The sequence below is a fragment of the Pseudofrankia saprophytica genome (assembly GCF_000235425.2).
In the GTDB taxonomy this organism is placed as follows: Bacteria; Actinomycetota; Actinomycetes; order Frankiales; family Frankiaceae; genus Pseudofrankia; species Pseudofrankia saprophytica.
Window position 1 is genome coordinate 370871 of sequence record NZ_KI912266.1, and the last position, 25606, is coordinate 396476.

35 protein-coding genes are annotated in these 25606 nt (G+C 69.1%); 1 reads left to right on the forward strand and 34 read right to left on the reverse strand.

Going from position 1 to position 25606, the window contains the following annotated elements; all coding sequences use genetic code 11:
• Positions 1 to 214 precede the first annotated feature (214 nt).
• Positions 215 to 1843 (forward strand): hypothetical protein, encoded by a 1629-nt coding sequence (locus FRCN3DRAFT_RS0201525; RefSeq protein WP_027140157.1) that lies wholly within the window; start codon positions 215 to 217, stop codon positions 1841 to 1843.
• Between the two features lie 31 nt (positions 1844 to 1874).
• On the opposite strand, the gene truA is transcribed toward FRCN3DRAFT_RS0201525, so the two are convergent.
• From truA to fusA, 34 genes are all read right to left on the reverse strand, one after another.
• Positions 1875 to 2711 (reverse strand): tRNA pseudouridine(38-40) synthase TruA, encoded by an 837-nt coding sequence (truA, locus tag FRCN3DRAFT_RS0201530; protein ID WP_007514850.1) that lies wholly within the window; start codon positions 2709 to 2711, stop codon positions 1875 to 1877.
• 408 nt (positions 2712 to 3119) lie between these two features.
• Entirely contained in the window at positions 3120 to 3737 is a 618-nt protein-coding gene (rplQ, locus tag FRCN3DRAFT_RS0201535; RefSeq protein WP_007514849.1) for a 50S ribosomal protein L17, read from the reverse strand.
• 589 nt (positions 3738 to 4326) lie between these two features.
• Positions 4327 to 5379 (reverse strand): DNA-directed RNA polymerase subunit alpha, encoded by a 1053-nt coding sequence (locus tag FRCN3DRAFT_RS0201540; RefSeq protein ID WP_007514847.1) that lies wholly within the window; start codon positions 5377 to 5379, stop codon positions 4327 to 4329.
• A 253-nt stretch (positions 5380 to 5632) separates the two neighbouring features.
• The gene (gene rpsD, locus FRCN3DRAFT_RS0201545) at positions 5633 to 6259 is read right to left on the reverse strand and encodes a 30S ribosomal protein S4 (RefSeq protein WP_007514846.1); all 627 of its coding nucleotides are present in this window, start codon (positions 6257 to 6259) and stop codon (positions 5633 to 5635) included.
• A gap of 38 nt (positions 6260 to 6297) precedes the next feature.
• Entirely contained in the window at positions 6298 to 6708 is a 411-nt protein-coding gene (rpsK, locus tag FRCN3DRAFT_RS0201550; protein ID WP_007514845.1) for a 30S ribosomal protein S11, read from the reverse strand.
• Between the two features lie 87 nt (positions 6709 to 6795).
• On the reverse strand, positions 6796 to 7176 hold the full coding sequence (rpsM, locus tag FRCN3DRAFT_RS0201555; protein ID WP_007514844.1) for a 30S ribosomal protein S13: 381 nt from the start codon (positions 7174 to 7176) through the stop codon (positions 6796 to 6798).
• A 310-nt stretch (positions 7177 to 7486) separates the two neighbouring features.
• Entirely contained in the window at positions 7487 to 7600 is a 114-nt protein-coding gene (gene rpmJ, locus FRCN3DRAFT_RS50935; protein ID WP_003956441.1) for a 50S ribosomal protein L36, read from the reverse strand.
• 330 nt (positions 7601 to 7930) lie between these two features.
• Positions 7931 to 8152 carry a translation initiation factor IF-1 gene (infA, locus tag FRCN3DRAFT_RS0201565; protein WP_006541558.1) on the reverse strand — a complete coding sequence of 74 codons (222 nt, stop codon included), beginning with the start codon at positions 8150 to 8152 and terminating at the stop codon, positions 7931 to 7933.
• Between the two features lie 370 nt (positions 8153 to 8522).
• Positions 8523 to 9359 (reverse strand): type I methionyl aminopeptidase, encoded by an 837-nt coding sequence (gene map, locus FRCN3DRAFT_RS0201570; RefSeq protein ID WP_007514842.1) that lies wholly within the window; start codon positions 9357 to 9359, stop codon positions 8523 to 8525.
• A 404-nt stretch (positions 9360 to 9763) separates the two neighbouring features.
• The gene (locus FRCN3DRAFT_RS0201580; RefSeq protein WP_007514841.1) at positions 9764 to 10417 is read right to left on the reverse strand and encodes an adenylate kinase; all 654 of its coding nucleotides are present in this window, start codon (positions 10415 to 10417) and stop codon (positions 9764 to 9766) included.
• Positions 10417 to 11709 (reverse strand): preprotein translocase subunit SecY, encoded by a 1293-nt coding sequence (gene secY / locus FRCN3DRAFT_RS0201585; protein ID WP_007514840.1) that lies wholly within the window; start codon positions 11707 to 11709, stop codon positions 10417 to 10419. The genes FRCN3DRAFT_RS0201580 and secY overlap by 1 nt, the downstream gene beginning before the upstream one ends.
• A gap of 263 nt (positions 11710 to 11972) precedes the next feature.
• A complete protein-coding gene (rplO, locus tag FRCN3DRAFT_RS0201590; RefSeq protein ID WP_007514839.1) occupies positions 11973 to 12479 on the reverse strand; it encodes a 50S ribosomal protein L15 in 507 nt (168 codons plus the stop codon).
• Positions 12480 to 12481: 2 nt separating this feature from the next.
• Positions 12482 to 12664 (reverse strand): 50S ribosomal protein L30, encoded by a 183-nt coding sequence (gene rpmD / locus FRCN3DRAFT_RS0201595; RefSeq protein WP_007514838.1) that lies wholly within the window; start codon positions 12662 to 12664, stop codon positions 12482 to 12484.
• On the reverse strand, positions 12664 to 13275 hold the full coding sequence (rpsE, locus tag FRCN3DRAFT_RS0201600) for a 30S ribosomal protein S5 (protein ID WP_007514837.1): 612 nt from the start codon (positions 13273 to 13275) through the stop codon (positions 12664 to 12666). The genes rpmD and rpsE overlap by 1 nt, the downstream gene beginning before the upstream one ends.
• Positions 13276 to 13303: 28 nt before the next feature.
• Positions 13304 to 13678: a 50S ribosomal protein L18 gene (gene rplR, locus FRCN3DRAFT_RS0201605; protein WP_007514836.1), complete on the reverse strand. Its 375-nt coding sequence runs from the start codon at positions 13676 to 13678 to the stop codon at positions 13304 to 13306.
• A 10-nt stretch (positions 13679 to 13688) separates the two neighbouring features.
• Complete coding sequence (gene rplF, locus FRCN3DRAFT_RS0201610) at positions 13689 to 14225, reverse strand: 50S ribosomal protein L6 (RefSeq protein WP_007514835.1); 537 nt, start codon at positions 14223 to 14225, stop codon at positions 13689 to 13691.
• A 12-nt stretch (positions 14226 to 14237) separates the two neighbouring features.
• Positions 14238 to 14645 (reverse strand): 30S ribosomal protein S8, encoded by a 408-nt coding sequence (gene rpsH, locus FRCN3DRAFT_RS0201615; RefSeq protein ID WP_007514834.1) that lies wholly within the window; start codon positions 14643 to 14645, stop codon positions 14238 to 14240.
• Positions 14646 to 14760: 115 nt separating this feature from the next.
• Entirely contained in the window at positions 14761 to 14946 is a 186-nt protein-coding gene (locus FRCN3DRAFT_RS0201620; RefSeq protein WP_006539145.1) for a type Z 30S ribosomal protein S14, read from the reverse strand.
• Positions 14947 to 14950: 4 nt separating this feature from the next.
• Positions 14951 to 15520, reverse strand: coding sequence for a 50S ribosomal protein L5 (gene rplE / locus FRCN3DRAFT_RS0201625; RefSeq protein ID WP_007514832.1), 570 nt, complete (start codon positions 15518 to 15520; stop codon positions 14951 to 14953).
• A gap of 9 nt (positions 15521 to 15529) precedes the next feature.
• On the reverse strand, positions 15530 to 15856 hold the full coding sequence (gene rplX, locus FRCN3DRAFT_RS0201630) for a 50S ribosomal protein L24 (RefSeq protein WP_007514831.1): 327 nt from the start codon (positions 15854 to 15856) through the stop codon (positions 15530 to 15532).
• A gap of 3 nt (positions 15857 to 15859) precedes the next feature.
• A complete protein-coding gene (gene rplN, locus FRCN3DRAFT_RS0201635) occupies positions 15860 to 16228 on the reverse strand; it encodes a 50S ribosomal protein L14 (protein ID WP_007514830.1) in 369 nt (122 codons plus the stop codon).
• Between the two features lie 128 nt (positions 16229 to 16356).
• Positions 16357 to 16662, reverse strand: a complete 306-nt coding sequence (rpsQ, locus tag FRCN3DRAFT_RS0201640) for a 30S ribosomal protein S17 (RefSeq protein WP_027140160.1) — start codon at positions 16660 to 16662, stop codon at positions 16357 to 16359.
• On the reverse strand, positions 16659 to 16901 hold the full coding sequence (gene rpmC, locus FRCN3DRAFT_RS0201645) for a 50S ribosomal protein L29 (RefSeq protein WP_007514828.1): 243 nt from the start codon (positions 16899 to 16901) through the stop codon (positions 16659 to 16661). The genes rpsQ and rpmC overlap by 4 nt, the downstream gene beginning before the upstream one ends.
• Positions 16901 to 17317, reverse strand: a complete 417-nt coding sequence (rplP, locus tag FRCN3DRAFT_RS0201650; RefSeq protein ID WP_007514827.1) for a 50S ribosomal protein L16 — start codon at positions 17315 to 17317, stop codon at positions 16901 to 16903. Before rplP ends, rpmC begins: the two co-directional genes overlap by 1 nt.
• Positions 17318 to 17321: 4 nt before the next feature.
• On the reverse strand, positions 17322 to 18320 hold the full coding sequence (gene rpsC, locus FRCN3DRAFT_RS0201655) for a 30S ribosomal protein S3 (protein ID WP_007514826.1): 999 nt from the start codon (positions 18318 to 18320) through the stop codon (positions 17322 to 17324).
• The gene (gene rplV, locus FRCN3DRAFT_RS0201660; RefSeq protein WP_007514825.1) at positions 18320 to 18730 is read right to left on the reverse strand and encodes a 50S ribosomal protein L22; all 411 of its coding nucleotides are present in this window, start codon (positions 18728 to 18730) and stop codon (positions 18320 to 18322) included. The genes rpsC and rplV overlap by 1 nt, the downstream gene beginning before the upstream one ends.
• Positions 18723 to 19004: a 30S ribosomal protein S19 gene (gene rpsS / locus FRCN3DRAFT_RS0201665; RefSeq protein WP_007514823.1), complete on the reverse strand. Its 282-nt coding sequence runs from the start codon at positions 19002 to 19004 to the stop codon at positions 18723 to 18725. Before rpsS ends, rplV begins: the two co-directional genes overlap by 8 nt.
• A gap of 87 nt (positions 19005 to 19091) precedes the next feature.
• Positions 19092 to 19925, reverse strand: coding sequence for a 50S ribosomal protein L2 (gene rplB, locus FRCN3DRAFT_RS0201670; protein ID WP_007514822.1), 834 nt, complete (start codon positions 19923 to 19925; stop codon positions 19092 to 19094).
• 18 nt (positions 19926 to 19943) lie between these two features.
• Positions 19944 to 20240, reverse strand: coding sequence for a 50S ribosomal protein L23 (rplW, locus tag FRCN3DRAFT_RS0201675; RefSeq protein WP_007514820.1), 297 nt, complete (start codon positions 20238 to 20240; stop codon positions 19944 to 19946).
• On the reverse strand, positions 20237 to 20929 hold the full coding sequence (gene rplD / locus FRCN3DRAFT_RS0201680; protein ID WP_007514818.1) for a 50S ribosomal protein L4: 693 nt from the start codon (positions 20927 to 20929) through the stop codon (positions 20237 to 20239). Before rplD ends, rplW begins: the two co-directional genes overlap by 4 nt.
• Entirely contained in the window at positions 20926 to 21624 is a 699-nt protein-coding gene (gene rplC / locus FRCN3DRAFT_RS0201685; protein WP_007514816.1) for a 50S ribosomal protein L3, read from the reverse strand. The genes rplD and rplC overlap by 4 nt, the downstream gene beginning before the upstream one ends.
• A 16-nt stretch (positions 21625 to 21640) precedes the next feature.
• The gene (gene rpsJ / locus FRCN3DRAFT_RS0201690) at positions 21641 to 21949 is read right to left on the reverse strand and encodes a 30S ribosomal protein S10 (RefSeq protein WP_007514815.1); all 309 of its coding nucleotides are present in this window, start codon (positions 21947 to 21949) and stop codon (positions 21641 to 21643) included.
• Positions 21950 to 22189: 240 nt separating this feature from the next.
• Positions 22190 to 23383 (reverse strand): elongation factor Tu, encoded by a 1194-nt coding sequence (gene tuf, locus FRCN3DRAFT_RS0201695; RefSeq protein WP_007514813.1) that lies wholly within the window; start codon positions 23381 to 23383, stop codon positions 22190 to 22192.
• Positions 23384 to 23506: 123 nt separating this feature from the next.
• The gene (gene fusA / locus FRCN3DRAFT_RS0201700; protein ID WP_007514812.1) at positions 23507 to 25600 is read right to left on the reverse strand and encodes an elongation factor G; all 2094 of its coding nucleotides are present in this window, start codon (positions 25598 to 25600) and stop codon (positions 23507 to 23509) included.
• Positions 25601 to 25606 lie beyond the last annotated feature (6 nt).

The window sequence follows — 25606 nt, forward strand, 5'->3', positions numbered from 1 at the left end:
ATGTCACGCGTCGCAGTCCTTGAGGTTACCAGGCTCCGGACATCTCCCGTCGCCGGCGTCTCCCGCGCGGCTCGTTCTGGTGCTCAGCCCGATGCTCGCCCCGGTGTTCGGCGCCTCGGGCCGGTGCCCGGTGCCCGGCCCGGACGATCGCCGGACATGTCCGGCGACGGAGCCAACGTCGGGAGGATCATAATTGTCAGCTACCGTCGGTCGAATGAGCGGCACGGATCCATGGCCGGACGCCGATCGGTACGACAGCGCGAGACCTGTCGGTCACGGCGGCGGGGCCCACGACGCGGCGACCCCCGCTGACCGGAGCCCGACGGGCGGCTCGGTGCCACGCGGCGCCCGGGCCTCGGACGACGCTGCGCGGGACAGTTGGGGACCGTCGCCGCGCCGCCAGGCGTCGCCCGGCGGCTGGACACCGGGCGACGACCCGCTCTTCGGCCCGATGCCCTCCGAGCCCGCCACGGGCGGCCTGGCCAGGCCGCGCGGTCTTCCCGGCCGCTTCGACGGCGATGCGTACCCCGCGGCCGACAGCGCCGGGGCGGACAGACTGGGCGAGGCCGGCCCTCGCTTCGTCCGTGCCTGGAACAGCCGCCGCGGCTTCCCCGACGGCGACTACGGCGACGACGCCGCGGACGACCAGTCAGACCTCGATGAGGGGTTCGAGGACGACGGGTTCGACGAGGACGACGGCTTTGGCGGGGAGGGGTTCGACGAGGACGGGTTCGGCGACGAGGAGCCCGGCAACGCGACAGCCCCGCACGCGCTCGGCCTCGACGGCCTCGACGAGGCCGAGGGCGTGGACGAGGGTCCGTATTCCCGGGCTGGTGGCAGGGGTCTGGGTGCCGGGGGTCTGGGTGGCGGATCCAGGACCGGCGGTCGTTTCGGTGCCCGAGGGGCGCGCCTCGCGGCTCGGCGCTGGTCGGAGGACCCGCCCGGCGAGGATGCCGACGGGGACCCCTACGACGAGGCGGATCAGCCACGTGCCGACCGGGTGGGCGGGCCGTCGCGACGGAAGTGGCGGCTGTTGTTCATCGCGGTCGGCGTGCTGGCGGTGCTTGCCGTGACGTACCGAACGATGACGGGCTCCCCCACCGAGAGCACCCCGGCGGCTCCCATCCCCTCGGTCAAGCCGGTTCCCGCCGACTTCCTCAATTCCGCGGCCACCGACGCCGATCCCGTGACCGAGAACGAGTTCTTCCGGGACGCGACCGTCACAGCCGGAAGCCACACCTACTCCAGGGTCGCCCGCAAGCTCGACACCGGCTGCCCCGACCTCACCGGCCAGATCAAGAGCGCGCTCGACCACCCAGCCGTGCCGATGCCGCCCGCGCCCGCGGCGCCGAGCGCCGGACCCACCTCCGTGGCCGCGGCGGCACCCACCTCCGCCGGCCCGGCCTCCGCCGCGGCGCCCACGGCGGCGCCCACGCTCACGGGGCCCGCCTGCCGCCAGCAGGTCCGGGCGCTCTACCTCGGTGAGCCCGACAAGAACGGGCGGCGACTGCTGGCCGGCGTGACCGTCCTCGTCGTCGACAACGCGGACACCGCGCGGCAGACCGCCCAGATGCTCGAGACCCGTCAGGGCGGGGTGAGCCCGCTGCCGCTGCCGAACGGGGCACTGCCCGGCGCGAAGATCACCGGGCCGAACGGTGACAACGAGCTGCGGGGCGCGTTCGCGGACGGTCACTACGCGATCATGGTTCAGCTCGCCTACTCCGACGGGAGCCAGGGCGCGCAGAACGACAAGCAGGTGTCCGACGCCGCCGCCGACCTGCACGCCCTGACGAACCAGCCGCTCGACGAGCGGTTGCTGATCGGCCGCGGCTACCGGGGCTGAGCCACGCATACCGGAGCCGAGCCGCGCGTCCTCAGCCCGACAACGTCGGCGAGACGCGAACCGCGCGGGTGGCCTCCGCGCGGGCGGCGAGCGCGGAGTCGGGCGGGTAGCGCACCTCGACGAGCGTGAGCCCGTGCGCGGGGAGCACGGTGACGCCCGGGTCACGGACGGCCCTGGCCAGAATGTGGGACACCCAGCCGGCCTGGTGCCGACCCTCGCCGACGGCGACCAGGGCCCCGACGAGAGCCCGGACCATCGAGTGGCAGAACGCGTCCGCCTCGACGTCGGCGATGACGACTCCGTCCGTGGCGCGGCGCACGTCCAGGCGCAGCAGCGTCCGGATCGTCGTCGCCCCCTCCCGCCGGCGGCAGAACGCGGCGAAGTCGTGCTCACCGAGCAGCACCAGCGCCGCCCGCCGCATCCCGTCGGCGTCCAGCGGACGCGGCCAGGCCAGCGTGTCGTGCCGGCGGAGTGGGTCGGCGCCGTAGGAGGCGTCGCTGATCCGGTAGGCGTAGCGCCTGGACAGGGCCGAGAACCTGGCGTCGAACCCCGGCGGCGCCGGCGCGAGCCCCGTGACCCGGACCGCGCGGTCGAGCACCCCGTTGAGCCGGCGGGCAAGGCCGCCGAGCGGGACCTCCGCGGGGATGTCGACGTGGGCAACCTGCCCGGCCGCGTGCACCCCGGCGTCCGTCCGGCCCGCGACGGTGAGCCGCACGGCGGGCAGCCGGGCGACCCGCATCAGGGCGTCTTCCACCTCACCCTGCACCGTGCGCTGCCCAGGCTGGCGGGCCCATCCGGCGAAGGGCGTGCCGTCGTAGGCGATGTCTATCCGCAGCCGCTGGAGGCCGTCCGCGCTGATGCTCGTCAAGGCGGCTCGTATCTCCTTGCTTCCCGCGCTTCCCGGGACTGTCCGAACGATCCGCGTATCCATTGGCGCACGGGATTCTGTGAGCTCGGTGCCCGCATAGATCAGAAACAGCTCTCCGGGACCCGGGAAGTGCTCATGGTCGCACTTTCGGCTGCTCTTTGTCAGCGGGGACCGCCCGCCCAGCTTTGTGCCGGCGCCAGCGCCTGCGCCTGCGATCACCGGTGCAATGCCGGCTATGGGCGCCAAACGGCGAGAAGCCCGTCTCCCTCGCGGGGGACGGGCTTCCTAGCCGCCGAGGTTGACCCAGACGGAGACGGGCTGCCCTCGGCGTCGACCACCCTCAGCGGGTCCTGACGGAGCCCCTGACGAGGCTCGGGTCCGGCGCCCCGCTGAGGACGGGGGTCACGCTCAGGCGTCCTTGGTGTCGCCCTCGGCCGTTTCCGTGGCCTCAGAGGCCTCGGGGGCCTCGACCTCGGCGGTCTCGGACTCGGCGGCGGTGGCTTCGGCGGCCTTGGCCTCCTCGGCCTCGACGGCGACGGCCGCCGCGGTCGGCGACTCCTTCGCCAGGTCGGCGGCGGCCTCGGCGGTCGCGCCGGTCGGCGCCTTGCGGTCGGCGAACCGGGTGCCGCGGGCACGCTCGGCCTCGGCCACGGCCGACTGGCCGACGGTCAACGCCTCGACCAGCTCGATGCGGGCCAGCTGGGCGTTGTCGCCCTTGCGGAAACCGATCTTGGTGATCCGGGTGTAGCCACCGGGCCGGTTCTCGTAGCGCGGGCCGATCTCGGTGAACAGCTCGTGCACGACCGACTTGTTCCGGATGACGCGCATGACGTGCCGGCGCGCGTGCAGGTCGCCGCGCTTGGCCAGCGTGACCAGCCGCTCGGCGTACGGGCGCAGCCGCTTCGCCTTCGTCTCGGTCGTGGTGATCGCGCCGTGCTCGAACAGCGCGGTGGCCAGGTTCGCGAGAATCAGCCGCTGGTGCGCCGGGCTACCGCCGAGCCGAGCGCCCTTTGTCGGAGTGGGCATCGAGTTCCCTCGTTCCTTTCACGGTGCTGAGCACCTATCGGACGACCTCCCGACGCGCGAGAAACACCTGATCACGCATCGTTCAGCCACGACCGGGACGGACATTCCACGGCCACCAGCCGTCTTCCGACAAACCGGCGGCATCGGCCCGCCCGCTGCGAACTCGTCGCCTCAGGCGGACCAGGTCGGGCTGGTGTTCCGGAGCCCCGGTCGGCTCCGAAACACCACCCAACGTGGATCCCTGCGAACAGGTCCTACTGATGAAGCAGTCCTTGCTGGTAGAGCTGTCTTACCGGTCGAGCTGTACCCGAGCTCCTCGCCGGCAGGCCACCAGCGAAGCCAAATGGCTCCCCGCGAACAGGTCTTACCGGTTGAGCAGGCCTTACAGATCTTACGAGTCGACCTGTGCCCGAGGTCTTCGCGTAGTCGGGTGGGCCAGGAGGCCACGAGCGAAGCGAGGTGGCCTCACTGGCCCACCCGACGGAGCGAAGACCCGTTCGTGGCGGAGGACACGGCGCGGAGGTCCCGACCGGAGCGAAGCGAGGATCGGGGCCGTAGCGCCGTGCCCGGACGCCACGAACAAAGCAACTCAGTACTGCTCGGTCTCGACGTACTCGGTGCCGTCCTCGTCCTGGCCGGCGGAGAACGGCGGGTTGTACGTGTCGGTGCCGTAGGTGTCGACCGCCTGCCGCGGGTCGAATCCGGGGGGCGAGTCCTTCAGCTGCAGGCCCATGGCCCCAAGCTTGGTCTTCACCTCGTCGATCGACTTCTGGCCGAAGTTGCGGATGTCGAGCAGGTCCGCCTCGCTGCGCGAGACCAGCTCGCCGATCGTGTGGATGCCCTCGCGCTTGAGGCAGTTGTAGGAGCGGACGGTCAGGTCCATCTCCTCGATCGGCAGGGCGAGGTCCGCGGCCAGCTGGGCGTCCTGCGCGGACGGGCCGATGTCGACACCCTCCGCCTCGGCGTTGAGCTCCTGGGCCAGCCCGAACAGGCCGACCAGGGTCTTGCCGGCGCTCGCCATCGCGTCCCGCGGCGAGATCGACGGCTTGGCCTCGACGTCGACGATCAGCCGGTCGAAGTCGGTCCGCTGCTCGACACGGGTCGCCTCGACCTTGTAGGTGACCTTGAGCACCGGCGAGTAGATCGAGTCGATCGGGATGCGACCGATCTCCTGGCCGGGCTGCTTGTTCTGCGCGGCGCTGACGTAGCCACGGCCGCGCTCGACGGTCAGCTCGATCTCGAGCTTGCCCTTGTCGTTGATGGTCGCCAGGTGCAGGTCGGGGTTGTGCACCTCGACGCCCGCCGGCGGCGCGATGTCCGCCGCGGTGACCTCGCCGGGGCCCTGCTTGCGCAGGTACATCACCGTCGGCTCGTCGTTGTCCGAGCTGACGACCAGCTCCTTGAGGTTCAGGATCAGGTCGGTGACGTCTTCCTTGACCCCGGGAACCGTCGAGAACTCGTGCAGCACGCCGTCGATCCGGATGCTCGTCACCGCCGCGCCCGGAATGGACGACAGCAGGGTGCGACGCAGCGAGTTGCCGAGGGTGTAGCCGAAGCCCGGCTCCAGCGGCTCGATCACGAACCGGGACCGGAACTCGGCGATCGGCTCCTCAGTCAGAGTGGGACGCTGAGCGATAAGCATGTGCTACTTCCTTCCAACCACGACGCCCGCCATATGACGCCGTGCAGGGCACTCCCCCTGTGCCACTAGGACTCCGAGGGAGTCACGGCGGGGTACGGCCTCTGTCCGCCCGCCCCACCGTCACGCGCGCCGGGCCCAAGCCACGACGCGCCGTCTTCCATTGTGCTCCCGTCCCGCCCAGTGGGCGGACCGGGCAGGAACGCAGCCATGGCCGCCGGGAAAATCCCGGCGGCCAGCGACCACTACTCCGCGGTTACTTGGAGTAGAGCTCGACGATCAGCTGCTCCTGGACCTGGGTGTCGATGGCGGCCCGAGCCGGCAGCGAGTGAACCAGGATCCGCATCTGGCTGGAGATCACCTCGAGCCAGCCGGGGACGGTCCGCTGACCGGCGGTCTCCCGCGCGATGATGAACGGGGTGAGCTCCCGCGCCTTCGGCGCGATCTCGACGATGTCGCTCTCGCTGACCCGGTAGCTGGGAATGTCCACCTTGTGGCCGTTCACCTGCACGTGGCCATGCCGCACCGCCTGGCGGGCGGCGTCCCGGGACGGAGCGAAGCCCGCGCGGTAGATCACGTTGTCCAGCCGCGACTCGAGGATCTTCAGCAGCTCGTCACCGGTCTTGCCGCTGCGGCGGTTCGCCTCGTCGTAGTAGCCGCGGAACTGCTTCTCCAGGATCCCGTAGATCCGGGCGCACTTCTGCTTCTCGCGCTTCTGGAGCAGGTACTCGGAGTCCTTGGTGCGCCCACGACCGTGCTCACCCGGCGGGTAGGGCCGGATCTCGATCGGGCACTTCGGCGACTCACACTTGCTGCCCTTGAGGAACAGCTTCGTCTTCTCGCGACGGCAACGCTTGCAGTCCGGGCCGACGTAACGGGCCATTCGTCCTTCTTCTCTCTGTCTCGTCCGGCTCGGACTGGTCAGACCCGGCGCCGCTTCGGCGGGCGGCAGCCGTTGTGCGGGGTGGGGGTGACGTCCTGGATCGTGCCAACCTCGAGGCCCGCCGCCTGCAGCGACCGGATCGCGGTCTCTCGACCGGAGCCCGGGCCCTTCACGAACACGTCCACCTTGCGCATGCCGTGCTCCTGCGCCTTGCGGGCCGCGTTCTCGGCGGCCATCTGCGCGGCGTACGGCGTTGACTTACGGGAGCCCTTGAAGCCGACGTGGCCGGCCGAGGCCCAGGAGATCACGTTCCCACTCGGGTCCGTGATCGAGACGATCGTGTTGTTGAACGTGCTCTTGATGTGGGCGTGCCCATGAGCGACGTTCTTCTTTTCCTTGCGGCGCACTTTCTTGACACCGGCACCGCCGGAGCGAGTCTTGGGAGGCATGTGCTGTCGTGGTCTCCGTCTGCGAGGTCGTCGGTCGGCCGGTGGGCGCCGCCCCGGGCCCAACGGGCGGGGGCGGCGGACCGGTGACTACTTCTTGCCGGGCTTCTTCTTGCCGGCGATGGCGCGACGCGGGCCCTTACGAGTGCGGGCGTTGGTGTGCGTCCGCTGGCCGTGCACGGGGAGGTTGCGCCGGTGGCGGATACCCTGGTAGCAGCCGATCTCCATCTTGCGCCGGATGTCCTGCTTGATCTCTCGCTGCAGGTCACCCTCGACGCGGTAGTTCGCGTCGATCCACTCACGCAGCTTGATGACCTCGTCCTCGGTGAGGTCGCGGACCCGGGTGTCCGGGTTGACCCCGGTCGCAGCCAGGGTCGCCCTGGAGCGGGTGCGCCCGATCCCGAAGATGTAGGTCAGGCCGATCTCGACCCGCTTCTCGCGGGGCAGGTCAACGCCTGAAAGGCGTGCCATGAAGGTGGTTCCTTCCTGCTTGCTTCGGAGGTTTCGGGCGTCGCCGCCCCCATCGGTCCCATGACCGACGAGGCCCCGGCCTCCGACCGGGGGTTGCGACGCGGGCTGCCGACCGCGCATTCCGCGTGAACGGCCCCACCGCGCCCTGACGACGCTTCTACTTGGTGAGAGCTGCTGCTCCGGTGAGACTCCGCAGAGCCTTCGCTCAAGATCTCACCAAGGGCAAGGACGAGCTTACTCCCCGCCTGACCGGCACTCTCACACTGCGTGCTGCGCGAGAGCCGGCCCTTCACCCGGCGGCAGGCTCAGCTCAGCCCTGCCGCTGCTTGTGGCGAAGATTGTCGCAGATGACCATCACGCGCCCATGACGACGGATGACCTTGCACTTGTCGCAGATCTTCTTGACGCTCGGCTTGACCTTCACGGCTGCCGTTACCTCCCGCGCGCAGCCGTAAGCCGCGCCTGAGTGAACTTGTACAGATCCAGCGAACACCCTGGGGCCAAGCGAAGCTCGACACCGGGGCTCCGGGGTCGCCCCCGGAGCAACATCAGTGGCAGAACTCTCGAGGACCAGCCAAAGGTCGGCGAACAGAGTCACCGCGACCGGACACTCGCTGAATTTACACGGATCCAGCGAACCCCTCGGTCGAGCGAAGCTCGACATCGGGGGTCCGGGGGTCGCCCCCGGAGCAATATCAGTGGCCGGTCCCCTGGGAGCCAACCGAAGGTTGGCGAACAGGGTTGCCCCGACCGGTCACTTGTAGCGGTAGACGATGCGTCCGCGGGACAGGTCGTAGGGCGACAGTTCGACCACCACCCGGTCCTCCGGAAGAATCCGGATGTAGTGCTGGCGCATCTTGCCGCTGATGTGGGCGAGAACGCGGTGACCGTTCTGGAGCTCCACGCGGAACATCGCGTTGGGAAGCGGCTCCACAACTCGGCCCTCGATCTCGATGGCCCCGTCCTTCTTCGGCATGTCCTCCACTGTCCTGACGTATACGACTGTCGGGGGTCCGGGGTGTTCCCCGGACCGATATCCCGGGCCCGCGAGGAAGCCGACCCGAAGCCGGCGACCATGCTGGGCTGCCTCGGTGGCCCATCCAGCCGCGCCCAGTCAGGAACGCCCAGTACCACCAACCGACGGCAACCGGGCGATCGAGAGGTCCGCTCGCCGCGGACGCTCTACACGCTGATGATCACCCGCCCTGGCGATCGCCCAAGCGAACGACCATCCACGCGAGCGATCAGGCGAACCTGCGCCACGGCACAACAGATCGGTGGACGCGAGAGACCACCGCCTTGAAAGTCTACGCGCCGCCTTCGTCAAGGGCTAATCGAGCGTGGGCTCAGGTGGACGCTCCGGCCGGCTGGCCGCAGGTGACGCCGAGAGCCGCGAGCCTGGCGGCGCCGCCGTCGTGGGCGGTCAGGACCCATGGGCCCCGCGGCGTGATGGCGACGGTGTGCTCGGTATGCGCCGCCCAGGAACCGTCGGACGTCGAGACCGTCCAGTCGTCCGCCAGCACCTTGGTGTCCGGCGACCCCAGGGTGATCATCGGTTCGATCGCGAGCGCGAGTCCCGCGACCAGCTTGATCCCGCGGCCAGGCCGGCCATGGTTGAGGATGTGCGGCGGCTGGTGCATCTCGGTACCGATGCCGTGCCCGCCGTAGTTGTCCACGATGCCGTAGCCGAACGGGCGGATGTGCTGCTCGACGGCCGAGGAGATGTCCGTGAGCCGGCCGCCGAGCTGTGCCGCGGCGAGCCCATGCCACAGCGAGTCCTCGCAGACCCGGATCATGTCGAGCACCTCGGGCGCGACGTCGCCGATCGGCACGGTGATCGCCGCGTCGCCGTGCCAGCCGTCGACGATGGCGCCGCAGTCGATAGAGATGATGTCGCCGTCGCGCAGCACCCGACGCTTGTTCGGGATCGCGTGCACCACCTCGTCGTTGACCGAACTGCAGATCGACGCCGGGTACGGGGGGTGCGCATAGCCCTTGAAGGAGGGGATGCCGCCGCCGGCGCGGATCGTGCGCTCGGCGACCGCGTCCAGGTCGGCGGTCGTCACGCCTGGCACCGCGGCCTCGCGCAGCCGGTCGAGGGCCTGCGCGACCAGCAGGCCGGCGATCCGCATCTTGGCGATCTCGGCCGCCGTCTTGATCTGGACATGCTCTCGTCGCGCCATACTCTGTCCCGGTCTCGCCTCTCGATGCTGCCCCCGCCGACCCGCTCGCGCAGCGATGGCCATCAACGCCCGAGCTGCCCAGCACCCGACGTGCTCAGCAACCCGACCGTAAGCCCACCCAGCGGGAACCTCGCGCCGGGCCCGGATGTTTCGGCACGTTCTACCCGGTCCGTCCCGTCACGCGATGCGGCCTGTTCAGAAGACCATAGCCCGCCACACCCAGCAGGGCGCCGAGTAGATCTTGTCTACCGCGCCGCATCGGCCCAAAAGGAGGCGCGCGACCAGGACATGGATCAAGGACGGCCCGTCCATGCCAGGCCGGATCAGGCGATGGGGGACGCGAGACCTCCCTCAGGCGAACACCTCGGGCACCTCGGGCGCACGCCCTGGCGCCCCCGTCCGCCTTAGGCGCCGTGGTGACGCAGCGCGTCCAGAGCCCGCTCGGTGACGTTGTCGACCGGGCCGGTGGCGTCGATACCGATCAGCACCCCGCGCTCCGCGTAGTAGGCCACGAGCGGGGACGTCTGCTCGGCATAGACCTCGAGGCGGTGCCGAACCGTCTCGGGGAGGTCGTCGTCGCGCTGGAACAGTTCGCCGTTGCACCGGTCGCAGACGTCCTCGACGGTCGGCGGGTCGAAGTCGACGTGCCAGATGTGCCCGCACGAGCGGCACGTGCGTCGCCCGGACAGCCGGCGGACGACCTCGTCGTCATCGACGACGAGCTCGAGCACCACGTCCAGCTGAGTGCCCATGGTGTCGAGCATCCCGCCGAGCACCTCGGCCTGGGGGACGTTGCGCGGGAACCCATCGAGCAGGAAGCCCTTGACGGCGTCGTCCTCGGCCAGACGGTTGCGGACCATGCTGATCGTGATCTCGTCGGGTACGAGGTCGCCGGCGTCCATGTAGCGCTTCGCCGCGACACCCAGCTCCGTGCCTTCTCGGACGTTCGCACGGAAGATATCACCGGTGGAGATCTTGGGGATCGACCGCGCCGTGGCGATGAACGCGGCCTGCGTACCCTTACCTGCTCCCGGTGGTCCGACCAGTACGAGGCGCACTACCGGAGGAAGCCTTCATAGTTGCGGAGCATGAGCTGGCTCTCGATCTGCTTCACGGTCTCCAGTCCCACCCCCACCATGATCAGCACCGACGTCCCTGCGAAGGGGAAGGGCTGGTCCTTCGTCAGGTTCAGCAACGCGAGCGGTAGAACGGTGATCACCCCCAGGAACAACGAGCCCGGCAGGGTGATCCGGGAGAGGACATGATCCAGGTACTCGGCCGTCGGCCGGCCGGGCCGGATACCCGGGATGAAACCGCCGTACTTCTTCATGTTGTCGGAGACCTCGGTCGGATTGAACGTGATCGCGACGTAGAAGTACGTGAAGAAGATGATGAGCAGGCCGTAGGCCGCCAGGTAGAGCGGATGGTCCCCTCGAGAGAGGTAACGAGACTCGAAGTCCTGGAAGGACTGGTTGTTCCACACCTGGCCGACCAGCTGCGGAAGCTGCAGCAGCGAGGAGGCGAAGATGACCGGGATGATGCCGGCCTGGTTCACCTTGATCGGCAGGTAGGTCGAGGTCCCGCCGTACATGCGTCGACCGATGAGCCGCTTGGCGTACTGCACCGGGATGCGTCGCTGGGACTGCTCGACGAAGATGACGAAGACCACGATCGCGAGGCCCAGCAGGCAGACCAGGGTGAAGACGACGCCGCCGGCGACCTGGAGGATGGCGGTGCCCTGCGAGGGCAGCCGCGCCGCGATCGAGGTGAAGATCAGCAGCGACATGCCGTTGCCGATGCCGCGGGCCGTGATCAGCTCACCGAGCCACATGATCACACCGACGCCGGCGGTCATCGTGATGACCATGGTGGCGATCCGGAACAGGCTGGTGTCCGGGATGACGGCCGCGTCGCAGCCGGGGAACAGCCGGCCGCTACGGGCCAGCGCCACGATGCCGGTCGCCTGCAGGATGCCAAGCGCGATGGTCAGGTAGCGCGTGTACTGGGTGATCTTCTGTTCACCCGCGCTGCCTTCCTTCTTGAGCTGCTCCAGCCGCGGAATGACCACGACGAGCAGCTGAAGGATGATGCTCGAGGTGATGTAGGGCATGATGCCCAGCGCGAAGATCGACAGCTGCAGTAGCGCGCCACCGCTGAACAGGTTGATCAACGAGTAGACGTTGCTCGCGCCCGTACTCGCCGTGCTCAGGCAGGTGTTCACGGCCCTGGTCGACACGCCCGGCGACGGCATGACGCTGCCGATCCGGAACAGAATCACGATCCCGAACGTGAACAGCAGCTTCTTGCGCAGGTCCGGCGTGCGGAAGGCCCGCGTGAAGGCGGTGAGCACGGCTCCTCCTGCCGGGGGGGGAAGGACGCGAACAGCTACGGCGCCTGGGTCCGCGTGGCGGGTATCCGATGGATCGTCCAGACGCCGTGAGCCGACTGTAACAGCACCGGAGGCCCACGAGTCCCGACATGACATCGGCCAACGCCTGTCGGGTGTCCGTGGTCCTTCCGGTTCACCGGGCGACCGGCGCGGCGAGGATAAGTCGGCGCGCAAGCCCAGTGTCCACCGAAAGGGGACGAGCGTGTGCACGCCCGTCCCCCAACTCACACTTCGGTGACGCTCCCGCCGGCCGCGGCGATCTTCTCGCGCGCGGAGCCGGAGAACGCATGCGCGCTCACCCGCAGCGCGACGTCGAGCTCGCCGTCGCCCAGCACCTTCACGAGCGTGTTCTTGCGAACCGCGCCCGCGCCGACGAGCGCCTCGACGGTCACGTCGCCGCCCTGGGGGAACAGCTCCGCGAGGGTGGCGACGTTCACCACCTGGTACTCGACGCGGAAGCGGTTCTTGAAGCCCTTGAGCTTCGGCACCCGCATGTGCAGGGGCATCTGGCCACCCTCGAAGGTGGCCGGGACCTGCTTGCGGGCCTTGGAGCCCTTGGTACCGCGACCGGCGGTCTTGCCCTTCGACCCCTCACCGCGCCCGACCCGCATCTTGGGCCGGTTCGCGCCGGGAGCCGGCCGCAGGTGGTGGATCTTGAGCGCGCGACCGCGCTCGCCACCGCTGGCCGCCGTCGTGCCTTCGGCGGTGGCGTCCTTGGTCAGTTCCGCCATCTTCAGTTCACTTCCTCAACCGTGACGAGGTGCGCCACGGTCCTGATCATGCCACGAACCTGCGGGGTGTCCTCACGCGTGGTGGTCGCCCTGATCTTCCGCAGGCCGAGGGTCCTCAGCGTCGCCCGCTGGTTATGGGTGCCGCCGATCTCGGACTTCACCTGGGTGATGAACAGGGAGGCCATCACGCACCAGCCGCCGCGGCCCGGGCTCGCAGCATCGCCGGCGGGGCCACGTCCTCGAGCGGCAGGCCGCGGCGAGCCGCGATCTCCTCGGGACGGGTCAGCCCACGCAGCGCGGCCACGGTCGCGTGCACGATGTTGATCGGGTTGGACGAGCCGAGCGACTTCGACAGCACGTCGTGCACGCCGGCGCACTCCAGCACCGCGCGCACCGGACCACCGGCGATGACGCCGGTACCCGGGGACGCCGGCTTGAGCAGCACGACGCCGGCGGCCGCCTCGCCCTGGATCGGGTGCGGAATCGTCGCCCCGATCCGCGGGACCTTGAAGAAGTGCTTCTTGGCCTCCTCGACGCCCTTGGCGATCGCCGCGGGCACCTCCTTGGCCTTCCCGTAGCCGACGCCGACGGTGCCGTCCGCGTCTCCGACCACGACGAGCGCGGTGAAGCTGAACCGGCGGCCACCCTTGACGACCTTGGCTACCCGGTTGATCGCGACGACGCGCTCGACGTAGGCGGTCTTCTCCTGCGCCTGGCCGCCTCCCGAGCGGTCTCTGCGCTCGCGGCGGTCGGAGCCGCCGCCGGCGCCGCCGCCACGGCGCTGCTGCCCTGGCATCTCTAGAACATCCCCTTAGTAGAACCCATCAGAAGTCCAGCCCCGTCTCGCGGGCCGCGTCGGCGAGCGCCGCGATTCGGCCGTGGTAGGTACGCCCACCGCGGTCGAACACCACGGCGGACAGCCCGGCGGCCTTCGCGCGCTCGGCTATGAGCTTGCCGACCTCGCGAGCGAGCGCGGTCTTGTCGCCTTCGGCGCCGCGCAGCGAGACGTCGAGCGTGGAGGCGGAGGCCAGGGTGTGGCCGGCGACGTCGTCGATGACCTGGGCATAGATATGCCGCGAGGAACGGCTGACGACGAGGCGTGGACGAACCGGGGTGCCGGAGACACGCTTGCGCACCCGGACGTGCCGGCGCAGCCGCGCGGTCCGGCGCCGAGCGCTGGCGGTGAGGCTCACAGCCATGATCTATCTCCTACTTCCCGGTCTTCCCGACCTTGCGGCGGACGACCTCGCCCTGGTATCGCACGCCCTTGCCCTTGTACGGGTCGGGCTTGCGCAGGCCACGGATCTTGGCCGAGACCTCGCCGACCAACTGCTTGTCGATGCCATGCACGACGAAGCGGGTCGGGGCCTGGACCTCGAACCGAATACCCTCCGGGGCCTTGACCGGCACCGGGTGGCTGTAACCGAGCGCGAACTCCAGGTCTGAGCCCCTGGCCTGGACACGGTAGCCGACGCCGACGATCTCCAGGGTCTTCGAGTACCCGGTGGTGACACCGATGACCATGTTGGAGACCAGCGTCCGGGTCAGGCCGTGCAGCGCGCGCGAGTTGCGCTCGTCGTTGGGACGGCTGATCACGATCTTGCCCTCTTCCTGGGCGACCGTGATCGGCTCGGCGATGGTGTGCGAAAGGGTGCCCTTGGGGCCCTTGACGGTGACGTGCTGGCCGTCGAGGGACACCTCGACGCCACTCGGCACCTCAATCGGCAGACGGCCGATGCGTGACATGTCGGCGTCCCCCTACCAGATGAAGGCGAGGACTTCGCCGCCCACGCGCCGCTTACCCGCCTGTCGGTCGGTCAGCAGCCCCGTGGACGTGGAGATGATCGCCACGCCCAGGCCGCCGAGCACCTTCGGCAGGTTCGTCGACTTCGCGTACACCCGCAGGCCGGGCTTGCTGATGCGCTTCACACCCGCGATCGAGCGCTCCCGGTTGGGGCCGTACTTCAGGTCGACAACGAGGTTCTTGCCAGGCCCGTCGTTCTCGGGCTCCTCGACGTGCCAGCCGAGGATGTAGCCCTCCTGCTGCAGGATCTCGGCGATGTGCACCTTGATCTTGCTGTGTGGCATCACCACCCGGTCGTGGTACGCCCGGTTGGCATTGCGGACGCGCGTGAGCATGTCCGCAATCGGATCGGTCATCGTCATGAGGTGACGCCTTCCTCACGGGGGTTCCCGCGCCCCTGCTGGGTGCCGGGCCTACCGCGATGGGTGGTGTTACTGAGCAGACCTTCGAAGAGAGCCCCGAAAGCCCGAAATGATCTTACCAGCTGCTCTTGGTCACGCCCGGGAGCTCGCCCCGGTGCGCCATCTGCCGCAGACACACCCGGCAGAGCCCGAACACCCGGTAGACCGAACGCGGACGGCCACACCGCTGGCAGCGGGTGTAGCCACGGACCGCGTACTTCGGCTTGCGAGCGGCCTTCTCGACTAGCGCCTTCTTCGCCATGCTTCTAGTTCTCCCTGAACGGGAAGCCCAGCGCGCGCAGGAGCGCCCGGCCCTCGTCGTCAGTGGTGGCGGTGGTGACGACCGTGATGTCCATACCGCGCACCCGGTCGATCCTGTCGATGTCGATCTCGTGGAAGATCGACTGCTCGGTCACACCGAACGTGTAGTTGCCGCGCCCGTCGAACTGCTTGGGCGACAGGCCGCGGAAGTCGCGGATGCGGGGCAGCGCGATCGTCACGAGCCGGTCGAGGAACTCCCACATCCGGTCGCCGCGCAGCGTCACCTTCGCGCCGATCGGCATGCCCTCGCGCAGCTTGAACTGGGCGATGGACTTCGTAGCCCGGCGCACCGCCGGCTTCTGCCCGGTGATGGCGGCCAGGTCGCGCAGCGCGCCGTCGATGAGCTTGGCGTCGCGAGCCGCGTCGCCGACGCCCATGTTGACGACAACCTTCACGACGCCAGGGGTCTGCATGACGTTCGCGTAGCCGAACTGCTCACGCAGCGCCGGCGAGATCTCCTCGCGGTAGCGCTGCTTGAGCCGCGGCAGCGCGGGCGCCTCAGTAGTCACAGTCATTAGTCGCCCCTACAGCTCGGCACCCGTGCGCCGCGAAATGCGCACCTTGGTACCGTCATCGTTGATCTTGTATCCGACGCGGGTCGGCTTGCCGTCGGTCGGGTCCACGATCGCCACGTTGCTGACGTGGATCGGAGCCTCCTGGGTGACGATGCCACCCGACTGCGAGCCACGGGTCGTGGTCTGGACGCGGGTGTGCCGGGTGACCCGGTTCGCGCCCTCCACGACCACCTTGTTCTCCGCGGGGATGGCCCGAATGACCTTCCCCTTCAGGCCGCGGTCCTTGCCGGAGATGACCTGGACCGTGTCGCCCTTCTTGATCTTCAAACCGGCCACGGTCTACAGCACCTCCGGTGCCAACGAAATGATCTTCATGAACTTCTTGTCCCGCAGCTCGCGGCCGACCGGCCCGAAGATGCGGGTGCCTCGCGGGTCCCCACCGTCCCGGATGAGCACGGCGGCGTTCTCGTCGAACCGGATGTAGGAGCCGTCCGGCCGCCTGCGCTCCTTGGCGGTGCGCACCACGACCGCCTTCACCACGTCGCCGCGCTTCACGCCGGCGCCGGGCAAGGCGTCCTTCACCGTGCCGACGATGATGTCGCCGATCCCCGCGTACCGACGACCCGAACCGCCGAGCACCCGGATGCACAGGATCTCCCGCGCGCCCGTGTTGTCGGCGACCCTCAGGCGCGTCTCCTGCTGAATCACTTCAAGCTCCTGACCCGCTTGCGGCGAATTTCCTTATCACCGTTGAAGCCCGCCGCGACCGGGAGGCTTCGCCATCCTGCCGGACGCTCCGCCGCCGATCGCGACGGAGCCTCCGGCACCGCCTGTTACTACTTGGCCTTCTCCAGCACGCGGACGACGCGCCAGCGCTTGGTGGCCGACAGCGGCCGAGTCTCCATCAGGAGCACCCGGTCGCCGACGCCACACGCGCTTTCCTCGTCGTGTGCCTTGACCTTCTTCGTCCGGCGGATCGTCTTGCCGTAGAGCGGGTGCTGCACCCTGTCCTCCACCGCCACGACGACCGTCTTCTGCATCTTGTCGCTGACCACGAGGCCCTCACGGACCTTGCGGAAGCCCCTGGAGGCGCTGTCCGCGCCGCCGGGCTCGTTGGTGCTCTCGTCTGCCACTGCGCTCACTCCGCTGTCTCGTCGGCAAGGCTCGGGTCGACGGTCAGGCCGAGCTCGCGCTCACGCATCACCGTGTAGATCTTGGCGATGTCACGCCGGACGGCCCGCAGCCGCCGGTTGTTGGAGAGCTGGCCGGTCGCGTTCTGGAACCGGAGGTTGAACAGCTCCTCCTTGGCCTCGCGGAGCTTGTCCACGAGGTCATCGCCGGACAGCGCGCGCAGATCGTCCGCGCTGGTGGCGGTAGCCATCACGCACCACCTTCACGGGTCACGAACCGGCACTTCATCGGGAGCTTGTGGATCGCGCGGCGCATGGCCTCGCGGGCCACCGGCTCGGCGACACCGGACAGCTCGAACATGATCCGGCCGGGCTTGACGTTGGCGATCCACCACTCGGGCGAACCCTTGCCGGAACCCATCCGGGTCTCGGCCGGCTTCTTGGTCAGCGGGCGGTCCGGGTAGATGTTGATCCAGACCTTGCCGCCACGGCGGATGTGCCGGGTCATAGCGATACGAGCCGACTCGATCTGCCGGTTGGTCACGTACGCCGGCTCCAGCGCCTGGATCGCGTACTCGCCGAACGCGATCGAGGTCCCGCCCTTGGCCGCACCGGTCCGCCTCGGGTGGTGCTGCTTGCGGTGCGCGACCTTACGGGGAATCAGCATTGTCCTACTCCTCCGCCTTCTCCGGCGCGGCCGACTCAGCGGCCGGTGCCGGCGACGCGTCCGGGGTGACCGCGGCGGCGGTCGGCTCCGGCGCCACGGCGGGCGTCGGCTCCGGCGCGGCCGTAGCCTCAGGCCCGGCGGGGGTCGTCTCGGGCGTAGTCGGCGTCTCGGTCGCGGCCTGCTCGCCGCCACCGCCACCGCCACCGCCACTGCCGCCCCGGCCCCGGCGCTCGCCGCGCTGCCGCTCGGCGGCCGCGCGACCTGCCTCGGTGCCGCCCGCCGTCGTGCCGGACGAGCCGGACCGCGGACCGCGACGCGTCGGACGCTCACGCCGGTGCTGGCGCGTCAGCGCCTCCTGGGCCTCGCGCTCGGCGCGGCTCTGCACCACGTCGCCCTTGTAGATCCAGACCTTCACGCCGATACGGCCGAAGGTCGTGCGTGCCTCGTAGAAGCCGTAGTCGATGTCGGCCCGCAGGGTGTGCAGCGGCACGCGACCCTCGCGGTAGAACTCCGACCGGCTCATCTCGGCGCCGCCCAGGCGTCCGGAGCACTGCACCCGGATGCCCTTCGCGCCGCCCTTCATCGCGGTCTGCATCGCCTTGCGCATCGCCCGGCGGAAGCTGACCCGGCTGGACAGCTGCTCGGCCACGCCCTGCGCGACGAGCTGCGCGTCCACCTCGGGGTTCTTGACCTCGAGGATGTTGAGCTGGACCTGCTTGCCGGTCAGCTTCTCCAGGTCGCCGCGGATACGGTCGGCCTCCGCGCCGCGGCGGCCGATGACGATGCCCGGCCGGGCGGTGTGGATGTCGACGCGCAGGCGTCCCTGGGTCCGCTCGATGTCGACCCGGCTGATGCCGGCCCGCTCCATGCCCTTGGACATCATCTTGCGGATCTTGACGTCCTCACCGACGTACGCCTTGTACTGCTTGTCGGCGTACCAGCGCGACGTGAACTCCGACGTGATGCCGAGCCGGAACCCGTGCGGGTTGACCTTCTGCCCCACTACCGGGCCCTCCTGTTCGTGGCATCCTCCGCGGGCGCAACGCTTTCAACCACGATCGTGATGTGGCTGGTCCGCTTGCGGATGCGGTAGGCGCGGCCCTGCGCCCGAGGGCGGATCCGCTTGAGCGTCGGGCCTTCGTCCACGTACGCCTCGCCGACGAACAGCGTGCTCGGGTCGAGGCCGTGGTTGTTCTCCGCGTTCGCGATGGCGCTGCGCACGACCTTGTAGACGTCGGTGCTGGCGGACTGCGGCGCGAAGGTGAGGATGTCGAGCGCCTCCTGCGCGGACCGGCCGCGGACCAGGTCGACGACCCGGCGGGCCTTGGTCGGCGAGATCCGCACGTAGCGGGCCGTGGCCTTGGCGCCGGGCAGGCCGGCGCGGGTGAGGCCGTCGACGAGGTCGTCAGCCACGGCGCGACCTCCGGTCTTCCTTCACGTGGCCGCGGAAGGTCCGCGTCGGGGCGAACTCTCCGAGCTTGTGACCGACCATGCCCTCCGTGACGAACACCGGCACGTGCTTGCGGCCGTCGTGCACCGCGATGGTGTGGCCCAGCATGTCCGGAATGATGGTCGAGCGGCGTGACCACGTCTTGATGACGTGCTTGGTGCCCTTCTCGTTCTGCACGTCCACCTTCTTGAGCAGGTGGTCGTCGACGAACGGGCCCTTCTTCAGGCTGCGTGGCATTGTGTCTCCTCCTCCCTGCTCAGCGGTGATTCCCGGCGGGAACGCCGGCGCGGTGGCTGGATGCGGCCTGGGCCGCGGTCACCGTGCTCATCGGCGCTTCGCCTTCTTGCGGCTGCTGACGATCAGCTTGTCGCTGGCCTTGCGGGTGGCCCGCGTGCGGCCCTCCGGCTTGCCCTTCGGGTTGACCGGATGACGGCCACCGGAGGTCTTGCCCTCACCACCGCCGTGCGGGTGGTCGACCGGGTTCATGGCCACACCACGGACGGTGGGACGGCGGCCCTTCCAGCGCATGCGGCCGGCCTTGCCCCAGTTGATGTTGCTCTGCTCCGCGTTGCCGACCTCGCCGACGGTCGCGCGGCAGCGGACGTCCACCCTGCGCATCTCCCCGGAGGGCATCCGCAGCTGGGCGTACGGCCCGTCCTTGGCGACCAGCTGCACGCTCGCGCCGGCGCTGCGGGCGATCTTCGCCCCGCCGCCGGGCCGCAGCTCGACGTTGTGGATGACGGTACCCGTCGGGATGTTGCGCAGCGGCAGGGCGTTGCCCGGCTTGATGTCCGCGCCGACACCCGAGCTGACCACGTCGCCCTGCTTGAGCTTCACCGGGGCGACGATGTAGCGCTTCTCGCCGTCCGCGTAGTGCAGCAGCGCGATCCGGGCGGTGCGGTTCGGGTCGTACTCGATGTGCGCGACCTTGGCCGGCACGCCGTCCTTGTCCCGGCGGAAGTCGATCAACCGGTAGGCGCGCTTGTGGCCGCCACCCTGGTGACGAGTGGTGATCCGGCCGTGCGCGTTGCGGCCGCCCTTGGAGTGCAGGGGGCGGACCAGCGACTTCTCCGGATGGTCACGAGTGATCTCGACGAAGTCGGAGACACTCGAACCGCGGCGGCCCGGGGTGGTGGGCTTGTAACGACGAATTCCCATGACTAATCCAGCTCTCCGTTACGCGCCCGGGCCACCGAAGATCTCGATGGAGTCCCCGGGGGCCAGGCTGACCATGGCCCGCTTGGTGGCCTTGCGCTGGCCCCAGCCGTACTTGGTCCGCTTGCGCTTGCCAGGCCGGTTGATGGTGTTGACGCTCAGCACCCGGACGTTGAAGATCTGCTGGACCGCGATCTTGATCTGGGTCTTGTTCGCGTCTGGGCGGACGATGAACGTGTACACGTTCTCGTCCAGCAGGCCGTAGCTCTTCTCCGAGACGACCGGCTTGAGGATGATGTCGCGCGGGTCGGGGATCACTGGTCCGCCTCCTCGGCGCCGTCCGCCGTCTTGCCGCGGCCGACGAACGCGGCGAGCGCGGCCTCGGTGAACACGACGTCGTCACTGATCAGCACGTCATAGGTGTTGAGCTGGCCCGGGTCGAGCAGGTGCACCGCCGGGACGTTGCGCAGGCTCTTCCAGGTCAGCTCGTCGATGCGCTCGGCCACGACGAGCACGTGCCGGCTGCTGGCGAGCGTGCTCAGCGCGGTGATCGCCGCCTTGGTCGACGGGGTCTCGCCCTCGGCCAGCGAGGAGACGACATGCACCCGGTTGGCGCGGGCCCGGTCCGACAGGGCGCCGCGCAGCGCGGCGGCCTTCATCTTCTTCGGGGTCCGCTGCTCGTAGTTGCGCGGCGTCGGGCCGTGCACGGTGCCACCGCCGGCGAACTGCGGCGCGCGCGTCGAGCCCTGCCGGGCGCGACCGGTGCCCTTCTGCCGGTACGGCTTCTTGCCACCGCCGCGAACCTCGCCACGGGTCTTCGTGTCGTGGGTGCCCTGACGGGCCGCGGCCTGCTGGGCCACCACGACCTGGTGGATCAGCGGGACGTTCACCTGCACGTCGAAGATCTCGCCGGGAAGCTCGGCGGTACCGGCCTCGCCGCCGGCCAGCGCGTGCACCGTCACGGTGCGCGTCTCGCCGGCGTCGGCCTTGCGGAACGTCGTGGTCATGCCGACACCTCAGCCTTCTGAGCGTCCGCCGGCTGGAAGTCGGCCGGAGCCGGCCGCTTCGCCGCGCTGCGCACGAAGACCAGCCCGCCATCCACACCGGGGACGGCGCCCTTGATCAGCAGCAGGCCCCGCTCGGCGTCGACCGCGTGCACGGTCAGGCCGGCGACGGTCACCCGCACGTTGCCCATCCGACCGGCCATCCGCAGGCCCTTGAAGACCCGGCCCGGGGTGGCGCAGCCACCGACCGAACCCGGCGAGCGGTGCTTGCGCTCGACGCCGTGACCGGCGCCCAGGCCCTTGAAGCCGTGCCGCTTCATGACACCTGCGAAGCCCTTGCCCTTGGACGTGCCGGTGACGTCGACGACCTGGCCAGCCTCGAAGACGGAGCTGTCGAGCTCAAGGCCGGCGGTGTAGTTGCCCGCGTCGGCGGTCCGCAGCTCGGCCAGGTGGCGGCGCGGAGTCACGCCGGCGACGCCGAAGTGTCCCCGGGCCGGCTTGTTGACCTTGCGGGGGTCGATCTCGCCGTAGCCGAGCTGGACAGCCGAGTAGCCGTCGGTGTCCGGGGTCTTCACCTGGGTGACCACGTTCGGACCAGCCTCGATCACGGTGATCGGTACGACGCGATTCTGCGCGTCCCAGACCTGGGTCATCCCGAGCTTGGTGCCCAGGATCCCTCGGTAGTTTCGGTTGAGCATGGCTGCGCCCGGCCCCTTACAGCTTGATCTCGATGTCGACACCGGCGGGGAGGTCGAGGCGCATCAGCGAGTCGACCGTCTTCGGCGTCGGGTCAAGGATGTCGATAAGCCGCTTGTGCGTCCGCATCTCAAAGTGCTCGCGGCTGTCCTTGTACTTGTGCGGCGACCGGATGACGCAGTAAATGTTCTTCTCCGTCGGCAGCGGCACCGGACCCGCGACCTGCGCCCCGGTCCGGGTCACGGTCTCGACGATCTTGCGCGCCGAGCTGTCGATGACCTCGTGGTCATAGGCCTTGAGCCGGATGCGGATCTTCTGTGCCGCCATGGTGGGCTTCGCCTGTCCTGTCTGTCTCGTCACCCGGGGTACCGCGACCGGGCTATCTGGGCTTTCACCAGTCGCCGGGCGTTACCGCTTCTTCTCTGCCCATCCCCCGGGCGCTCCGGGTTCAGGGCCGCATACCAGCCGCGGGGCCGAAACCCCCCGACTGGCGGTCGTGCTGATAGCCAGCGGCGGGCGGCGGGGCCTGGCGCCAATGACGCCCGGCCCACGCCGCCCCCCTTGGAACTACTTGACGACCTTCAGGACCTGGCCGGCGCCGACGGTGCGGCCACCCTCACGGATGGCGAACCGCAGGCCCTCCTCCATGGCGATCGGCTGGATCAGCTCGACCACCATCTCGGTGTTGTCGCCCGGCATGACCATCTCGGTGCCCTCGGGGAGGGTCACGACGCCGGTCACGTCGGTCGTCCGGAAGTAGAACTGCGGCCGGTAGTTGTTGAAGAACGGCGTGTGGCGGCCGCCCTCATCCTTGTTCAGGATGTAGACCCGGGCCTCGAACACGGTGTGCGGCGTGATGCTCTTCGGCTTCACGACGACCTGGCCGCGCTCGACGTCCTCACGCTTGATGCCGCGCAGGAGCAGACCGACGTTGTCACCGGCCTGGCCCTGGTCGAGCAGCTTGCGGAACATCTCGACACCCGTGACCGTGGTGGTCTGGGTCTCGTTCTTGATGCCGACGATCTCGACGGTCTCCGACACCTTGACGATGCCGCGCTCGACTCGACCGGTGACGACGGTGCCACGACCGGTGATCGTGAAGACGTCCTCGATCGGCATGAGGAACGGCTTCTCGATGTCGCGGACCGGCTCGGGGATCGACTCGTCGACCGCGGCCATCAGCTCGAGGAGCTTCGCGCCCCACTCCTTGTCGCCCTCGAGGGCCTTCAGGGCGGAGACGCGGATGACGGGAACGTCGTCACCCGGGAACTCGTACTGGCTGAGCAGCTCGCGGACCTCGAGCTCGACGAGCTCCAGGATCTCCTCGTCGTCGACCATGTCGGCCTTGTTCAGGGCGACGACGATGTACGGCACGCCGACCTGACGAGCGAGCAGCACGTGCTCCTTCGTCTGGGGCATCGGGCCGTCGGTCGCCGACACGACCAGGATCGCCCCGTCCATCTGGGCGGCACCGGTGATCATGTTCTTGATGTAGTCGGCGTGACCCGGGCAGTCCACGTGCGCGTAGTGCCGGGCGTCCGTCTGGTACTCGACGTGCGCGATGGAGATGGTGATACCGCGGGCCTTCTCCTCGGGCGCCTTGTCGATCTGGTCGAACGGGGTGAACGGGTTCAGGTCCGGGTGGGCGTCGTGCAGGACCTTGGTGATCGCCGCCGTCAGCGTGGTCTTGCCATGGTCGATGTGACCGATGGTGCCAATGTTGACGTGCGGTTTGGTCCGCTCGAACTTCTGCTTCGCCACGGGTGTCCCTCCAAGGACGGGTGGTGTCTTGCTGTAGATCGTCTTGTTCGGGGTCCGGGGGGACCGTGCCCCCGGGCCTCCGCTGGCGCGGAGATCCGGGGACCGCTGGGCCCCGGGCGGGTATTACTCCCCGCGGGCCTTCGCGATGATGTCCTTAGCTACGTTGTTGGGGACTTCGGCGTAGGAGTCGAACTGCATGGAGTAGTTCGCCCGGCCCGAGGTCTTCGACCGCAGGTCGCCGACGTAGCCGAACATCTCCGACAGTGGCACCAGCGCCCGGATGATCCGGGAGCCGCCGCGCTCGTCCATCGCCTGGATCTGCCCGCGCCGCGAGTTCAGGTCGCCGATGACCTCACCCATGTAGTCCTCGGGGGAGGTGACCTCGACGGACATCATCGGCTCGAGCAGCACCGGGTCGGCCTTCCGTGCCGCGTCCTTGAACGCCATCGAACCGGCGATCTTGAAGGCGAGCTCGGAGGAGTCGACCTCGTGGTACTGGCCGTCCAGCAGGGTGACCTTCACGTCGACCAGCGGGTAGCCGGCGAGCACGCCGAACTCCATGGCCTCCTGGCAGCCCGCGTCGACGCTCGGGATGTACTCCTTCGGGATGCGGCCGCCGGTGACCTTGTTCTGGAACTCGTAGCCACCGCCGTCACCGCCGGAAGGCTCCAGGCTGATGATCACCCGCGCGTACTGGCCGGAACCACCGGTCTGCTTCTTGTGGGTGTAGTCGACCTTCTCGACCTTCCGGCGGATGGTCTCCCGGTACGCGACCTGCGGGCGGCCGACGTTGGCGTCGACGCTGTACTCGCGCTTCATCCGGTCGACCAGCACCTCGAGGTGCAGCTCGCCCATGCCCGAGATGACCGTCTGACCGGTCTCCTCGTCGGTGCGGACCTGGAAGGTCGGGTCCTCCTCGGCGAGCCGCTGGATCGCGGTGCCCAGCTTCTGCTGGTCGGCCTTCGTCTTCGGCTCGATCGCGACGTGGATGACCGGAGCCGGGAATGTCATCGACTCCAGCACGACCGGCGCGTTCGGGTCGCAGAGGGTGTCACCGGTGGTGGTGTTCTTCAGCCCGACGACCGCGACGATCTGACCTGCGCCGACGCCGTCCCGGTCCTCCCGGTGGTTGGCGTGCATCTGCAGGATGCGGCCGATCCGCTCCTTGCGGTCCTTGGTGGAGTTGAGCACCGCGGAACCGGACGAGAGCTTGCCGGAGTACACCCGGATGTAGGTCAGCTTGCCGACGTACGGGTCAGACATGATCTTGAAGGCGAGCGCGGAGAACGGCTCGTCCTCGCTGGCCTCGCGGACGACCTCGACCTCTTCGTTGCCCGGCTTGTGACCGACGGTCTTGCCGACGTCGGTCGGGCTGGGCAGGAAGTCGACGACGGCGTCGAGCATGGGCTGCACGCCCTTGTTCTTGAACGCCGTGCCGCACATGACCGGGTTGATCGCACCGGTGAGGGTGGCCCGCCGGATCGCCGCGAGCAGTTCCTCGACGGTGGGCTCCGTGCCCTCGAGGTACTTCTCCATGAGGTCGTCGTCATTCTCGGCGACGGTCTCGAGGAGCTTGTCGCGCCATTCCTGCGCGGCTTCCTCGTGGTCGCGCGGGATGTCGACGACGTCGTAGGAGGCGCCCTTGTCCTCGGAGTGCCAGATCAGGCCCTTCATCCGGACCAGGTCGATGACGCCCTTGAAGTCGGACTCGACGCCCCACGGGAGCTGGATGACGGCCGGCGTCGCGTCGAGCCGGTCGATCATCATCTCCACGCAGCGGTGGAACTCCGCGCCGACGCGGTCCATCTTGTTGACGAACGCGATCCGCGGCACGTTGTACCGGTCAGCCTGGCGCCACACCGTCTCGCTCTGCGGCTCCACGCCGGCAACCGCGTCGAAGACCGCCACCGCACCGTCGAGCACCCGCAGCGACCGCTCCACCTCGACGGTGAAGTCGACGTGGCCGGGGGTGTCGATGATGTTGATGGTGTGGTCGCGCCAGATGCAGGTGGTGGCGGCGGAGGTGATGGTGATCCCCCGCTCCTGCTCCTGCTCCATCCAGTCCATCGTGGCGCCGCCGTCGTGCACTTCACCGATCTTGTAGTTCACACCGGTGTAGTAAAGGATGCGCTCGGTGGTGGTGGTCTTGCCCGCGTCGATGTGGGCCATGATCCCGATGTTGCGGGTCGTGGCCAGGGTGGCACGTACGTCAGCCATGACAGG

Bases quoted from the DNA above. Each gene is read 5' to 3' on its own strand.
- rpsM (WP_007514844.1), bottom strand. From the start codon at position 7,176: ATGGCACGCCTTTCAGGCGTTGACCTGCCCCGCGAGAAGCGGGTCGAG.
- rplC (WP_007514816.1), bottom strand. From the start codon at position 21,624: ATGCTCAACCGAAACTACCGAGGGATCCTGGGCACCAAGCTCGGGATG.
- rpsK (WP_007514845.1), bottom strand. From the start codon at position 6,708: ATGCCTCCCAAGACTCGCTCCGGCGGTGCCGGTGTCAAGAAAGTGCGC.
- rplP (WP_007514827.1), bottom strand. From the start codon at position 17,317: ATGCTGATTCCCCGTAAGGTCGCGCACCGCAAGCAGCACCACCCGAGG.
- FRCN3DRAFT_RS0201540 (WP_007514847.1), bottom strand. From the start codon at position 5,379: ATGCTTATCGCTCAGCGTCCCACTCTGACTGAGGAGCCGATCGCCGAG.
- rplO (WP_007514839.1), bottom strand. From the start codon at position 12,479: ATGGCGGAACTGACCAAGGACGCCACCGCCGAAGGCACGACGGCGGCC.
- infA (WP_006541558.1), bottom strand. From the start codon at position 8,152: ATGCCGAAGAAGGACGGGGCCATCGAGATCGAGGGCCGAGTTGTGGAG.
- map (WP_007514842.1), bottom strand. From the start codon at position 9,359: ATGGCGCGACGAGAGCATGTCCAGATCAAGACGGCGGCCGAGATCGCC.
- rpsE (WP_007514837.1), bottom strand. From the start codon at position 13,275: ATGCCAGGGCAGCAGCGCCGTGGCGGCGGCGCCGGCGGCGGCTCCGAC.
- rpsH (WP_007514834.1), bottom strand. From the start codon at position 14,645: ATGACGATGACCGATCCGATTGCGGACATGCTCACGCGCGTCCGCAAT.
- rpsJ (WP_007514815.1), bottom strand. From the start codon at position 21,949: ATGGCGGCACAGAAGATCCGCATCCGGCTCAAGGCCTATGACCACGAG.
- rplF (WP_007514835.1), bottom strand. From the start codon at position 14,225: ATGTCACGCATCGGCCGTCTGCCGATTGAGGTGCCGAGTGGCGTCGAG.
- rpsS (WP_007514823.1), bottom strand. From the start codon at position 19,004: ATGCCACGCAGCCTGAAGAAGGGCCCGTTCGTCGACGACCACCTGCTC.
- rplD (WP_007514818.1), bottom strand. From the start codon at position 20,929: ATGACCACGACGTTCCGCAAGGCCGACGCCGGCGAGACGCGCACCGTG.
- FRCN3DRAFT_RS0201620 (WP_006539145.1), bottom strand. From the start codon at position 14,946: ATGGCGAAGAAGGCGCTAGTCGAGAAGGCCGCTCGCAAGCCGAAGTAC.
- rpmC (WP_007514828.1), bottom strand. From the start codon at position 16,901: ATGGCTACCGCCACCAGCGCGGACGATCTGCGCGCGCTGTCCGGCGAT.
- rpsD (WP_007514846.1), bottom strand. From the start codon at position 6,259: ATGGCCCGTTACGTCGGCCCGGACTGCAAGCGTTGCCGTCGCGAGAAG.
- rplE (WP_007514832.1), bottom strand. From the start codon at position 15,520: ATGACTGTGACTACTGAGGCGCCCGCGCTGCCGCGGCTCAAGCAGCGC.
- rpmD (WP_007514838.1), bottom strand. From the start codon at position 12,664: ATGGCCTCCCTGTTCATCACCCAGGTGAAGTCCGAGATCGGCGGCACC.
- fusA (WP_007514812.1), bottom strand. From the start codon at position 25,600: ATGGCTGACGTACGTGCCACCCTGGCCACGACCCGCAACATCGGGATC.
- FRCN3DRAFT_RS0201525 (WP_027140157.1), top strand. From the start codon at position 215: ATGAGCGGCACGGATCCATGGCCGGACGCCGATCGGTACGACAGCGCG.
- rplB (WP_007514822.1), bottom strand. From the start codon at position 19,925: ATGGGAATTCGTCGTTACAAGCCCACCACCCCGGGCCGCCGCGGTTCG.
- rplQ (WP_007514849.1), bottom strand. From the start codon at position 3,737: ATGCCCACTCCGACAAAGGGCGCTCGGCTCGGCGGTAGCCCGGCGCAC.
- rplR (WP_007514836.1), bottom strand. From the start codon at position 13,678: ATGGCTGTGAGCCTCACCGCCAGCGCTCGGCGCCGGACCGCGCGGCTG.